The organism is Modestobacter sp. VKM Ac-2985, from assembly GCF_026967925.1.
Lineage (GTDB): Bacteria > Actinomycetota > Actinomycetes > Mycobacteriales > Geodermatophilaceae > Modestobacter.
In genome coordinates this window covers 263,486-275,978 of sequence record NZ_JAPVBI010000003.1, presented here as the reverse complement: position 1 = coordinate 275,978, position 12,493 = coordinate 263,486, and the positions used below count along the sequence as shown (strand labels likewise).

General features: G+C 74.8%; 14 protein-coding genes. 7 read left to right on the top strand and 7 right to left on the bottom strand.

Annotated elements, in window-relative coordinates; all coding sequences use genetic code 11:
* Positions 1-6: 6 nt before the first annotated feature.
* Entirely contained in the window at positions 7-651 is a 645-nt protein-coding gene (locus O2V61_RS17355) for a maleylpyruvate isomerase family mycothiol-dependent enzyme (RefSeq protein WP_269184519.1), read from the bottom strand.
* 194 nt (positions 652-845) lie between these two features.
* Between O2V61_RS17355 and ggt the strand changes: the two genes are divergently transcribed.
* Positions 846-2,705, top strand: a complete 1,860-nt coding sequence (gene ggt / locus O2V61_RS17350; protein WP_269184518.1) for a gamma-glutamyltransferase — start codon at positions 846-848, stop codon at positions 2,703-2,705.
* Positions 2,706-2,745: 40 nt separating this feature from the next.
* Positions 2,746-2,907, top strand: coding sequence for a hypothetical protein (locus O2V61_RS17345; RefSeq protein ID WP_269184517.1), 162 nt, complete (start codon positions 2,746-2,748; stop codon positions 2,905-2,907).
* An 11-nt stretch (positions 2,908-2,918) separates the two neighbouring features.
* Here O2V61_RS17345 and O2V61_RS17340 read toward each other — a convergent pair whose 3' ends face one another.
* Both O2V61_RS17340 and O2V61_RS17335 read right to left on the bottom strand, forming a co-directional pair.
* The gene (locus tag O2V61_RS17340) at positions 2,919-3,722 is read right to left on the bottom strand and encodes a hypothetical protein (RefSeq protein WP_269184516.1); all 804 of its coding nucleotides are present in this window, start codon (positions 3,720-3,722) and stop codon (positions 2,919-2,921) included.
* A complete protein-coding gene (locus tag O2V61_RS17335) occupies positions 3,719-4,684 on the bottom strand; it encodes an ABC transporter ATP-binding protein (protein ID WP_269184515.1) in 966 nt (321 codons plus the stop codon). Before O2V61_RS17335 ends, O2V61_RS17340 begins: the two co-directional genes overlap by 4 nt.
* A gap of 189 nt (positions 4,685-4,873) precedes the next feature.
* Here O2V61_RS17335 and O2V61_RS17330 point away from each other — a divergent pair, with 189 nt between their 5' ends.
* The 3 genes from O2V61_RS17330 (at position 4,874) to O2V61_RS17320 (ending at position 7,685) form a co-directional block, all read left to right on the top strand.
* A complete protein-coding gene (locus O2V61_RS17330; RefSeq protein WP_269184514.1) occupies positions 4,874-6,154 on the top strand; it encodes a sensor histidine kinase in 1,281 nt (426 codons plus the stop codon).
* Between the two features lie 5 nt (positions 6,155-6,159).
* A complete protein-coding gene (locus O2V61_RS17325; RefSeq protein WP_331254235.1) occupies positions 6,160-6,801 on the top strand; it encodes a response regulator transcription factor in 642 nt (213 codons plus the stop codon).
* Between the two features lie 155 nt (positions 6,802-6,956).
* Positions 6,957-7,685: an ANTAR domain-containing response regulator gene (locus tag O2V61_RS17320; RefSeq protein WP_331254234.1), complete on the top strand. Its 729-nt coding sequence runs from the start codon at positions 6,957-6,959 to the stop codon at positions 7,683-7,685.
* A 41-nt stretch (positions 7,686-7,726) separates the two neighbouring features.
* Here the strand turns inward: O2V61_RS17320 and heR are convergent, their stop codons facing one another.
* Positions 7,727-8,518, bottom strand: coding sequence for a heliorhodopsin HeR (gene heR, locus O2V61_RS17315; protein ID WP_269184511.1), 792 nt, complete (start codon positions 8,516-8,518; stop codon positions 7,727-7,729).
* Between the two features lie 154 nt (positions 8,519-8,672).
* On the opposite strand from heR, the gene O2V61_RS17310 reads away from it, so the two are divergent.
* Together O2V61_RS17310 and O2V61_RS17305 are read left to right on the top strand one after the other, a co-directional pair.
* The gene (locus tag O2V61_RS17310) at positions 8,673-9,581 is read left to right on the top strand and encodes an NAD-dependent epimerase/dehydratase family protein (protein ID WP_269184510.1); all 909 of its coding nucleotides are present in this window, start codon (positions 8,673-8,675) and stop codon (positions 9,579-9,581) included.
* 188 nt (positions 9,582-9,769) lie between these two features.
* Complete coding sequence (locus tag O2V61_RS17305) at positions 9,770-9,949, top strand: hypothetical protein (protein ID WP_269184509.1); 180 nt, start codon at positions 9,770-9,772, stop codon at positions 9,947-9,949.
* 72 nt (positions 9,950-10,021) lie between these two features.
* Here O2V61_RS17305 and O2V61_RS17300 read toward each other — a convergent pair whose 3' ends face one another.
* From O2V61_RS17300 to O2V61_RS17290, 3 genes are all read right to left on the bottom strand, one after another.
* Positions 10,022-10,915: a polysaccharide deacetylase family protein gene (locus tag O2V61_RS17300; protein WP_269184508.1), complete on the bottom strand. Its 894-nt coding sequence runs from the start codon at positions 10,913-10,915 to the stop codon at positions 10,022-10,024.
* A gap of 50 nt (positions 10,916-10,965) precedes the next feature.
* On the bottom strand, positions 10,966-11,934 hold the full coding sequence (locus O2V61_RS17295; protein WP_269184507.1) for an asparaginase: 969 nt from the start codon (positions 11,932-11,934) through the stop codon (positions 10,966-10,968).
* A 115-nt stretch (positions 11,935-12,049) separates the two neighbouring features.
* Positions 12,050-12,472, bottom strand: coding sequence for a universal stress protein (locus O2V61_RS17290; RefSeq protein WP_269184506.1), 423 nt, complete (start codon positions 12,470-12,472; stop codon positions 12,050-12,052).
* Between the last annotated feature and the right edge of the window lie 21 nt (positions 12,473-12,493).

The following is a 12,493-nucleotide window of genomic DNA, read 5'->3' as shown; positions in this document are numbered from 1 at the left end:
GGTGGCTCAGGAGTGCGCGCAGCGGTCGCGCAGCACGGGCACGCCGGGGCCGGTCAGCTCCTCGCAGAACGCCGCGCGTCCGGCCATGGCCATCGTCAGAGCCAGGGTCGTGCCGGTGACCAGGGGACCCGCGCCCGCGGCGAAGGGCCCGTCGTCGGCCTGCAGCCGCAGGCCGTCGGCGGCGGTGCGGCTGTTCACGGCGAAGTCCCGGGCGGCGTAGAAGCGGGCGACCTCGGTGACCACGGGCACCGGGGGCTGGCCGGGCAGACCGAGCGGGCGGCGAACGTCCTGGGCGTGGACCACGACCTCGCCGAGCCAGGCGGCGGTGTGCCCGCTGGGGGCGGTGGTGCTGTCACCGACCGTGCGAAAGCGCTGCAGCGTCTCGGCGGGCGTGCCGCCGCGGTGCTCGGCCAGGCGGCGGTCGTTGTGCACGTCGGCGTCGAACCGCGCGCCGATCATGCTCATCAGCCAGCGCGCCCGCCCGGTGCTGGCCGCTGCGCTCAGATGGGCCACGACCTCCTCGACGCTCCACCGCCCGCACAGTGACGGCGCGGACCACTGCGCCTCGTCCAGCTCGGCCAGGTCGCCGGCCAGGGCGGCGCGTTCGGCGTGGGCGGCCGCCCACAGGGCCTGCCGGGTGGTGACGGGCACGAGGGCCTCCTGTCGCATCGGTCGCTGTCAGCTCCTCGACTCGGTGGCTGCGCGGAACTCATCGCTCACCGCAGTGCAGCACTCGTCGGCGCGCCCCGCGGGAGCCGAGGCCGGTGCTCGCCGATGGGGTGGCGCGAGGAGCTCCGGAGGTGTCCGATGTGTCCCTGCGCATCGATGACGCCCGAGGAGTCTCCATGTCGCGTCCACGTACCACCCTGGTCGCCCTGACCGCGCTGACCGCCGGCGCCCTCGTGGCCGGGGGGCCGGCGAGCGCCGCTCCGCCCGAGCCCGTGACGGAGAAACGTGCACTGGCGGTCGGTACCGGCGGCGCGGTCGCCACCGTCGACCCCGACGCCACCCGGGTGGGCCTGGAGGTGCTGGCCGCCGGCGGCAACGCCGCGGACGCCGCCGTCGCCACGGCGGCCGCGCTGGGCGTGACCGAGCCCTACTCGGCCGGGGTCGGCGGTGGCGGGTTCTTCCTCTACTACGACGCCGACACGGGGGCGGTCACCACGATCGACGGCCGGGAGACCGCGCCGCTCGCGATGGGCGCCGACGCCTTCCTCGACGAGGCCGGTGAACCCCTCCCGTTCGCCGAGGCGGTGCAGAGCGGGCTGTCGGTGGGCACGCCGGGGACGCCGCGCACCTGGGCGACGGCGCTGGAGGAGTTCGGCACCTGGTCGCTGTCGGACACGCTGCAGGGCGCGATCCAGCTGGCGGAGAAGGGCTTCGTCGTCGACGAGACGTTCCAGCAGCAGACCGCGGAGAACGAGGAGAAGTTCCGCCGCTTCGAACCGACCGCCGAGCTGTTCCTGCCGGGAGGCGCCCTGCCCGAGGTGGGGTCCACCTTCACCAACCCCGACCTGGCGGAGACCTACCGCCTCCTCGCCGACGAGGGCGTGGACCCGTTCTACGTCGGCGAGCTGGCCGAAGAGGTCGTGCAGACCGTCCAGGACCCGCCCGAGGCGGCAGGCGCGGCCGAGGTCCGCCCGGGTCTGCTCGAGGCGGTCGACCTGTCGCTGTACGACGCCCCGCTGCGCGAGCCCACCCGGATCGACTACCGGGGACTCGAGGTCTACGGCATGGCCCCGCCGTCCAGCGGCGGCTCGACCGTCGCGGAGGCGCTGAACATCCTGGAGGGGTACCCGCTCGGCGCACTGCCCGCCGTGCCGGTGCTGCACCACTACCTCGAGGCCAGCGCGCTGGCCTTCGCCGACCGCAACGCCTACGTCGGCGACCCGGCGTACAGCCAGGTGCCGCTCGCCGAGCTGCTCTCCGACGGCTTCGCCGGTGAGCGGGCGTGCGCGATCGACCCGGCGGTGGCCCTGGCCAAGCCGACGACCGCCGGGGACCCGGACGGCGAGTACGGCCCGTGCCCGGTGGAGGGGGAGCCCACGGTGGCGGAGGGCCCCGAGGGCCCGTCCACCACGCACCTCACGGTCGGCGACGCCGAGGGGAACATCGCCAGCTACACGCTGACCATCGAGCAGACCGGCGGCAGCGGGATCACGGTGCCCGGCCGCGGGTTCATCCTCAACAACGAGCTCACCGACTTCACCTTCGCGGCGGCCGATCCCACCCAGCCCGAGCCGAACCTGCCGGCCCCGGGCAAGCGGCCGCGCAGCAGCATGGCGCCGACGATCGTGCTGCAGGACGGCGAACCGGTGCTCGGCCTCGGCTCGCCGGGCGGCAGCACGATCATCACCACGGTGCTGCAGACCCTGGTGAACCGCATCGACCGGGACATGGACCTCGCCGAGGCGATCGCCGCCCCCCGGGCGAGCCAGCGGAACACCACCACGGTGAGCGCGGAACCGGCCTTCATCGAGGCGTACGGGCCCGAGCTCGAGGCGCTCGGGCACGAGTTCACCGTCGTGGAGGAGCTCGGTGCGGCCACCGGCATCGAGTACCTGCCGGGCGGCCTGATCCTGGCCGCCGCGGAGGTGGAACGGCGTGGCGGGGGCAGCGCGGGCGTGGTGCACGACGTCCTCGGCCGCCCGGAGCGACCAGGCGCGGACGACCCCGGCCTGGCCCCCCGACGCGGGGACCGATGACGGCCGGCCGGACAGCCGGGACGACAGGAGGAGGACCGCCGTGACCAACCCCGATGCACCGGGCCCCGACGCCGGCCAGCCGGATGCCGGCCCGACACCGGAGGAGGACGCGCCCGGCGTGGAGCTGGGTCTGTCGGAGGAGGCCGGCGGCACGTTCGAGCCCGAGGAAGACCCGGACGACGCCGACGGCCCACCCGCCTGACCCGACCCGACCTACGAGGCGTCCCGGCGCAGCAGCGACCAGCCGCCCGCCGCCAGGGCGGTGGCGGACCAGCCGACCAGCAGCGCCGCCGCCTGGGCTGCCGTCATGTCCGGCTCGCCCAGCAGGGTCCAGACGGCCCCCGTACCCGGCAGCAGCTCACCGAGGTCGGCCATCCACTCGACGCCGAACCCGGGCAGCAGGGCGGGCAGGACCAGCTGGAGCAGGAAGACCGTGGCCAGCGCGCCCGCAGTGCTGCGCAGCAGCAGGCCGACCCCGACGGCCAGCACGCTGCCGGCGGCCAGCACCGCCGCGACCCGACCCAGGCTGCCGGCCAGCTCGGTGGCCGAGAGGGTCAGCTGCGGTGCGATGAGCCAGGCGGCGACGTCGGTGACCAGCGCGAGGAGCACCCCGGCCACCGTGGCCACCACGACCGGCACGGTGACCCGGGCGGCCAGCAGCACCCCGCGGCGCGGCGTCCACTGCAGGGTCGGGCCGATCGAACCGCTGGCGTGCTCCTGCGTGACGGCGACCAGGGCGAGCACCAGCAGCCCGAACTGGCCGAGCAGCACCCCGAACTCACCGGCGAGGGTGGCCGGCAGCGCCGCCGACGGGGTGTCCGGTCCGGTCGCCTCGTCGAAGGCCGCGGTCGCCCCGATGCCCACGACGGTCACCGCCGCGGCGAGCAGGCACCACCACGTCGACCGCACCGTGCGCAGCCGCAGCCACTCGGCGGCGGCGGTGCGGGCGAGGAGGGTCGCCGTCCCCGGCTCCGGGCCCGCCGCCGTCGTCCGGTCGGTGGCCTGCGCCGCGGTCATCGCCGCACCAGCTCGGCCGGCTCGGGTGCACGGGCGACCCGGTACTGGACGGTGTCACCGGTGAGGTCGAGGTAGACCTGCTCGAGCGAGGAGTGCTCCTCGGTCAGCCGGTGCACCGCCACGCCGAGTGCGAGCGCGACGTCGCCGACGGTCTCGGCCGTCGCGCCCTCGACCAGCAGGTCGCCGTCGTCGGTGGGGTGCACCTGCAGCCGACGGCGCTTCAGCGCGCCGGCGAGCTCGCCGGGGGCGGGGGTCCGGACCCGGACCTGCCGCTGCGCGTCCTCCCGGCGCATCACCTCCTGCATCGAGGCGTCGGCGATCAGCCGGCCGCGGCCGATGATCACCAGGTGGTCGGCCGTCTGCTCCATCTCGCTCATCAGGTGGCTGGACAGCAGGACGGTCCGGCCCTCGTCGGCGAGCTCGCGCACCAGCCGGCGGACCCACCGGACGCCGTCGAGGTCCAGGCCGTTCATCGGCTCGTCGAACAGCAGGACGGCGGGGTCCCCGATCAGCGCGGTGGCGATGCCGAGCCGCTGGCGCATGCCCAGGGAGTAGCCGCGCACCCGCCGCCGCGCCGCCGGGCCGAGCCCCACCTGGTCGATGACGTCGTCCACCCGGCGCAGCGGGATGCCGTGCGTGCGGGCGGCGACCCGCAGGTGGTCGCGGCCGTTGCGGCCGGGGTGCACCGCGGCGGCGTCGAGCAGCGCACCGGCCACCCGGAGCGGCTCGGCCAGTTCGGCGAACCGGCGGCCGGTCACCAGGGCGGAGCCGGCGGTGGGCCGGTCGAGGCCGAGGACCATCCGCATCGTCGTCGACTTGCCCGCGCCGTTCGGGCCGAGGAAGCCGGTCACCTTGCCCGGCTGGACGTCGAAGGTCAGGTCGTCGACGGCCCGGACCACGCCGGCCCCACGCAGCCTGGACCTGGTGCCGTACTCCTTGGTGAGGCCACGCACCTGGATCATGGTCGCGGCCCGTCGGGGGTGTGCCGGCGTCGCCGCCGCGGGAGGGGTGCAGTCATGACACGGAGCGTGTCGGTGCGGCCGGCCCGGGCGGATCACCCCGCGGTGCCGACCGGGTTCCCCCGCGTGGGGGAGGGGAGCGGGGCGCCGGAGGGGGAGTCGCCGGGCGCGGCGGTGGGCCAGGATCGAGCCGTGCCCCCGACGCCCTCCCCGCGCTCGGCGACCGGGATCGCCACCCGACTGCGGGAGCTGCTGCTCGCCGCCCGCCCGGGGTGGCGCGGCCGGGCCCTCTACGCGCTGGCGAGCGTGCCCCTGGGTGTGCTGTACCTGTTGCTGTACCTGGGGCTCATCGGTTCGGTGGTGGCCATCGTCTACGGCGTCGGGATCCTGCTCGTCCTGCTGGTGCTCGCGGTGACCCGCGGGCTGGCCGGCCTGGAGCGCCGACTGGCCCGCCGCCTGCTCGGGGTCGACATCCCCGAGGGTGAGCGGGTCCGCGACCAGCGTGGCGTCGTCCGCAAGCTCCGCCGGCTGGTGCTCGCGCCCGACACCTGGCGTGCCCTGGGCTGGCTGGGGGCACGCCTGCTCTTCGGCGTCGCCACGTCCGCCGCCCTCCTCTTCGGTGCCGCCCTCTTCGTCGCGCTCGGCTGGGACCCCGAGTGGAACCCGCTCAACGCACTCCCGCTGCTCGCGCTGATGGTCGCCGACGTCGTGCTCACCCTGGCCGTGGTCGACCTGCTGGTGCGGCTGTCGGCCTCCGTGGCGCCACGGCTGCTCGGCACCGCGCCCGAGCAGCGGATCGCCGCGCTGCAGCAGCGCACCCGACGGCTGGCCGACCGGACCAAGCTGGCCCGCGACCTGCACGACACCATCGGCCACGCGCTGACCGCCAGCCTGCTGCAGGCCACCGCCGCCCGCCGGACGCTGACCCCGGCAGGCGACCGGCCGCTGCAGCCGGACTTCGCGCGGCAGGCGCTCGGGCACATCGAGACCAACACCCGGGCCGCGCTCGCGGAGCTCGACCGGGTGCTCACCGTGCTCCGGGCGGAGGACGGGGGCCGGGACCCGGTCCCGTTCGCCGCGCCGTCGCTCGACGACCTCGAGGACCTGCTCGCCGGTCTCCGCGACGGCGGCCTCCCCGTCGCCCTCGTGGTCGACGGCGACGTCGACGACGTGCCGGCCGAGCTCCAGGAGCTGGCCTACCGGGTGGTCCAGGAGGGGACGACGAACGTGCTGCGGCACGCGGGCACGCCGTTGACGGTCGCCCAGGTCGTCCGCAGCGAGGGCGCCCTCGTCGTCCGGGTGTGCAACGAGGGGGTCGTCCAGCTCGACGGCCGCCCGGGGCCCGGCGGCGGACGCGGGCTGGCGGGCCTCCGGGAGCGGGCGGTCGCTGCCGGCGGGACGCTCAGCGCCGAGCACACGCCCTCCGGCGGGTTCGAGCTGTGCGTCACCCTGCCGCTGTCGGGCGCCGGGTGAACGCCGTGCGGCTGCTGCTCGTGGACGACGACGTGCTCGTCCGGTCCGGGCTGCGGGTCATCCTGGAGAGCGAGCCGGACATGATCGTGGTGGGCGACGCCGGCACCGGTCGGGAGGCGCTGGCCGTCGCCGCCGACACCGACCCGGACGTCGTCCTCATGGACGTCCGCATGCCCGACATGGACGGCATCGCGGCGACCGCGGAGCTCGTCGCCCGGGACGCACAGCGCCCCCGCGTGCTGGTCCTGACCACGTTCGAGGACGACGACTACCTGTTCCGCTCGCTGCAGGCGGGGGCGAGCGGGTTCGCGCTGAAGCGGTCGGACCCCGAGGAGCTCGTCGACGCCATCCGGGTCGTCGCCCGGGGGACGTCACTGGTGCTCCCGGACCTGACCAGGCGGCTGATCGCCTCGCACGCACCGTCCCGCGCACGGGGGGCGGCCGCCCTGCCGGAGCTGACCGGTCGCGAGGCCGACGTGCTGCGGCTGGTGGCGGGCGGGCTGTCCAACGCCGAGATCGCCACCGAGCTGTTCCTCAGCCGCGAGACGGTGAAGACCCACGTCAGCAGCGTGCTGCTCAAGCTCCGGGCGCGCGACCGCACGCAGGCGGTCATCGCCGCCTACGAGAGCGGCTTCATGACCGGCTGATCACCGCCGGCACCCGGCGGGGGACCGGACCTCTCGGTGGACCTCGGCGCACCAGACGTCCCCGGGCAGGCCGATCCAGGCGTACGGTCGCGGACAGCCAGCGACGCTCCAGAACAGCGGGCCCGGGGTCAGGCTCCATCGGTTGAGCCTTGCCGGTGGGGCCGCCCTCACCTCGCGGGCCCCTCCCCGGCCGGCCTTCGGTGAGTCGCGGCGCCGGGCAGTGCCGGCGGATCGCGCGGCGGCACGTGACCTCCCGCGGCGGTACCGTCGGACCGTCTCGGGAGCGCGTCCCGACGGCCTGGGTGCATCAGACATCGGCGCACCTCAGCTGGGCACCCCGCGCGTGTCGACGCCGGGGGACTGGCCCCCAGCGACGAGACCAGTACGCGCGGGGCCACGGACCCTGCCTGCACGCGGCTGTCAGCGGCGAGCTCGTCGAGATCACCGACGCCCGGAGCGACACCCGATGGCCGGGACACACGGCCCGGGCAGTGCAACGAGGGAGCCTCAGCTCCTTGTCGCTGCCCCTGCCGATGGACGGGCTGCACGGGGGGATGAACGTCTACGCCACCGAGGCGGGCGCCTTCGACGAGGACGCCCGGACGGCCGCCGCCAGGTTCACCCGCAGTGCGGCGCTCGCGATCAGCAACATGCACGCCCACGAGACCGCTCGCGACATCGCGGAGAACCTGGACGTGGCGCTCCGGTCCCGGTCCGTCATCGACCAGGCCAAGGGCATCCTCATGGAGCGGCAGCAGCTGACCGCGGACCAGGCCTTCCAGTACCTGGCCCACGTCTCGCAGGCGACCAACCGGAAGCTGCGCGACGTCGCCGAGCACCTCGTCCGGACCGGGGAGGTCCTGCAGCCGAGGCGCCGCCGCTGAGTCCGCCCGGCGGATGCGGGACCCGACCGCACACGCCGGCGTCAGGTGGCCAGCGAGCCGGCGAAGACCTGCCAGGCGAGCACGCTCTTGGCGACCAGGCTCAGCACCAGGTAGGCCTTCTCGCCGTACGCGTAGCTGCGCCACGGGCCGATCTCCCGGTACTGCAGCCACTGGTTGACCGCGAAGCTCATGAAGAAGGCGAACAGCGACACGAAGATCCCGATGACGAAGCCCGGGAGCTGGGCGGCGCCGACGATGTTGGCGGTGATCGCCACCCAGGGCGCGGCCCCGGCGATGCACCCGAACCAGAACGGCAGCATCGTCGTGCGGGTGCGGCCGGGCGGGTTCATCCGCTCCTGCAACCAGCCGAACAGGATCATCGCGACGTTCGCCCCGGCGATGCCGATCAGCGCGCTGAGCCCGGTGATGCCGGTGTAGGTGCAGATCAGCAGCACCATGATGGTCGAGCTGATCGAGTACTCCGACCAGCGGAACCGGTTGATGCCGCCGCGCAGGTCGTCCTCGTAGCGCCGGCGGAGCACGGTGCCGGTCAGCAGGTGGTCCACCGCGGCCAGGGCGAGGAAGACCGCGATGGCCACCCCCACGCCGATGTCGACCAGGGGTTCCGGCGCCGGCACCGCCGTGCCGGGCGGACCGGTCGGGAAGGACGTCGTCACGGTGATGGCGAAGCTGCTGGCCAGCAGCAGGACGGCGACGGCCTGGGCGGCGTGCAGCACGGTCAACGCGAGGTTCCAGCGCCGGAGGCCGGCCAGGAGCGCGTCGTCCACCCCGGTCGCGACCGGTGCCGGTCCTGCACTGTCGGGCTTGCTCACGACGACCTCCTGGTTCGGGGGGAAGGGCCGGACCGCTGTCCTCGCGGTGGTCTGACCATCAGTCTCCTGATGCTCGACGGTAGCGCGCCAGCCGGGGGCGAACCGGGGGGCAGCCGGACAGCGCCGTCGTGCGGTCGCTGGCAGGGTGGGCGGCATGGTCGCCTCCTCTCCCGTCGTCGTGGTGACCGGTGCCAACGGACTGGTGGGCACCGCTGTCTGCCGGGCGCTCATCGCGCGGTCGGCGCAGGTGCGCGCGGTCGTCCGCCGGGCCGGCAGCGCGCCCGTGCTCGACGGGGTCACCGAATCCGTCGGCGACCCCACCGACGAGGAGCTCGCCCGCGAGGTCACCCAGGGCGCTGACGCGGTGGTCACGACGGTCCACCCGATGGGCTCGCCCCGGGAGGTCCAGCACCGGGTGGGCGTCGAGGGCACGCCCGTGATCGCTCGGGCAGCGCGGGACGCCGGCGTCGCCCGGCTCGTGCACATGTCCACGGCCGGGGTGTACGACCGCTCGGCCGGCGTCGGGGACGTGGCCGAGGACGGCGCCCTCCTGCCCGAGGGGAGCGGCGACTACCCGGACACCAAGCGGGCCACCGACGCGGCGCTGGCGCAGGTCGGCGGGCTCACGACCGTGCTGGTCCGCCCGCCGGCGATCATGGGCGCCGGCGACACGTCGGTGTGGAACACGCTGCGACCGCAGGCGATGCGCGACGGTGATCGCCGGGCGAACCCGGCGAAGACGTTCGCCTGGGTGCACGTGGACGACCTGGCGGCCGTGATCGCGGACCTCGCCACGGGCGCCATCGCGACCGCCGACGACCCGGATCGGGGCCCCGTGGCCGGGGGCACGACCCCGGTCGTCCTCGCGGGTGAGCCCGCGACGTGGCACGACTACCTCGGCACGGTGACCGAGGCGTGGGGGATCGCGCCGGAGTGGACCGACGAACCGGTCTGGACGGGACAGCTGATCACCGACCGCGCACGGGCGTGGGGCTGGACGCCTCGGGTGAGCCTGGAGCAGGCCATGGACGAGCTGCGGCGGGGTCTCCTGCCGCGCGCGTGACCGTCCTGTCGCGGGTGCTCGGCCACCGCGCCGGCCCGCCGAGCCGGAGATCTCGAACAGGGTCCGGCGACCCTGTCGCTGCGCCCCGCCGTGCGGGATGCTCGCGCGGTCGGCTCCGCCCTCGTCTCGTCGCGAGTCGCGCCTCCGGTGACCAGGACCACCTCCTCCCCACCTGATCCGAGGGACCCATGACCAGCTCAGCACCGCAACCGGCCGACACCGAGCGCCTGGACGTGCACAACGCGAGCATCGACTCCTCTGCCGCGGACGCCGGCCACTGCGGCATGACGGACCTGCACACCGGTCGCGTCTGCCAGGAGCCGCAGGACCACGCCGGGAGCTGCGTCTTCGTCGCGCCGTCCGCCTGACCGGCTGCCGCGACGGGCGCTCGGCCGGTCGGTGCGCGAGGGAGACCCGCTCACCGACCGGTCCGCCCCCGATCAGCTGGCCGAGCCACCGCCACGGGGTGAGCGGCTCAGGAAGTCGTCGGCGATCTGGTCGAAGGTCGCCCAGCGGACGCCCTCGTGCCCGTTGATGTGCTCGATGAGCCGTTCCAGCATGAGCAGCACCTGCGGGCGTCCGGAGACGTCCGGGTGGATGGTCATGGTGAAGGCCGCGCGGTCCATCTCGCGGTGCACCCAGTCGAACTGGTCCCGCCACATCTGCTCGATGTCCCGCGGGTTCACGAAGCCGTGGCTGTTCGGGCTGGACTTGACGAACATCATCGGCGGCAGGTCGTCGAGGTACCAGTTGGCCGGGATCTCGACCAGGTCGGTCTCCTCGCCGCGGACCAGCGGCTCCATCCAGCTCTCCGCCGACGCCGAGTAGTCGATCTTCGTCCAGGTGTCGCCCACCCGGACGTGGTAGGGCTCGAAGTCCCGGTGCATCAGCGAGTGGTCGTACTTGATGCCGCGTTCGAGCAGCAGTTCGTTGGTGACGCCGCTGAACTCCCACCAGGGGGCGACGTAGCCGGTGGGACGCCGCCCGGTCCGCTCCTCGATCAGCGCGATGCAGCGGTCGAGCACCGCCTGCTCCTGCTCCCGGCTCATCGCGATCGGGTTCTCGTGGCTGTAGCCGTGCACACCGATCTCGTGCCCGGCGGCGACGCAGGCGTCGAACTGCTCCGGGAACGTCTCGATCGAGTGCCCCGGCCAGAAGAACGTCTGGGTCAGGCCGTACCGCCGGAACAGCTCCAGGATGCGCGGGACACCCACCTCACCGGCGAACACACCGCGGGAGATGTCGTCGGGGGAGTCCTCCCCGCCGTACGAGCCGAGCCAGCCGCCGACGGCGTCGATGTCGACGCCGAAGGCCACGAAGATCTCCTTGCTCATCGTCGTCGCGCTCCTTCGGGTAGGCCGCCCTGGGGACCGGGGCGGTGCTCTCAGACGGCGAGGTGCTGGGCCAGCACCCGCCGTGCGTCGTCGGGAGCGACGGCGAGGGCCGCAGCCAGCAGCAGCCGCCCCTGCCACGGGCTCAGGTCGCCGGCGAACACGGCCCCGCCTCGGGCCAGCCGGGCCCCTCCGGCCGCGTACAGCGGTGCGACGGGACCGGACGGCACCCGGGAGCAGACGAGGACGGGGACCCCGCGGGCGACCAGGTCCTCGGTCGCCTCGGCGATCGCCGGTGGGACGTTGCCGGCGCCGAGCGCCTGCAGGACCAGCCCGGTGGCGCCGGCGGCGACCGCGGCGTGCAGCAGGGCCGCGTCCGCGCCGAGGTGACACGCGACGACGTCGACCCGGGGCAGCTCCGCCCGCAGGTCCAGCGGGAGCGGCGCGGGCCGGGCGGGCCGGGCCAGCGGCCGGACTGCGTCCCCGGCCAGCCGGAGCGCCGGCCCTCGCCCGGGAGCCCCGAAGGCACCGCTGCGCAGGGTGTCGACCTTGCGCACCCCGCGGGCGGCGAAGGCGAGGCCGTCGAAGCACACCAGGACCCCGAGGTGCCGGGCGGCGGGGGAGCCCGCGACCCGCAGCGCGTCGGCGAGGTTCTGCGGACCGTCGGGGGCGGGGCTGTCGAACGGGCGTTGCGCTCCGGTGAAGACGATCGGGCGCGGATCGTCGTGGACCAGGTCGGCGAGGTACGCCGACTCCTCCATCGTGTCCGTGCCGTGGGTGACCACGACGCCGTCGACGCCGTCCGCGAGACAGCGGCGGGCCGCGGCCACCAGGCCCTGCAGGTCCGACGTCGTGAGGGCGAAGCTGGCGACGGTGCCGAGGTCGCTGGTCGTCACGGACACGCCCGCCGGGGCGTCGGCGGAGGCGAGCAGCTCGGCGGCGGGGGTGACCGCCGCGAGCCCGTCCGGCCCCTGGCGGCTGGCGATGGTGCCGCCCGTGGCCAGCAGGTGCACCTGTCCCATGCGACCTCCGTCCGGCCCCGGGGCGACGATGAGGCACCACGGTCCTCCGTTCACCGCCCGTCGGCGACCGGAAGGGCCCGGGTCACCGGGTCCGGGGAGTCGTGCGGAGCCCCTCCTACGCCGGGCGGGCCGCGTGCGCGACGAGCACCGGGATCGGCGAGTCCAGGATGATCCGCTGGGCGGTGCTGCCGGTGAGCAGCTTCCCCATCGGGCTGCGCCGCTTCACGCCGAGGACGAGGAGTTCGGCGTCCACGCTCGCGGCCAGGTCGATGATCGCCTCGGCGGCGTCCCCGCCGTCGTCGATGACGCGCACCTGGGTCTCGGGGTCGTCGTCGAGCCGGAGCTCGGCCAGCCGCCGCTCGATCTCCCGGTGCAGCGCGTGCTCGTCGCCCTCGTGGTCGTGGTCGTCGTCGAAGCGCTCCTGCTTCGCGGTGGCGAGGGCCACCAGCGGCGCCCGGCGCAGACGGGACTCCCGGACCGCCAGCGCCAGGGCGGCGACACCCTCGGGACTGGAGGAGAAGGCCACGCAGATCGTCATGTCGCTCCCGGTCAGGCCGCA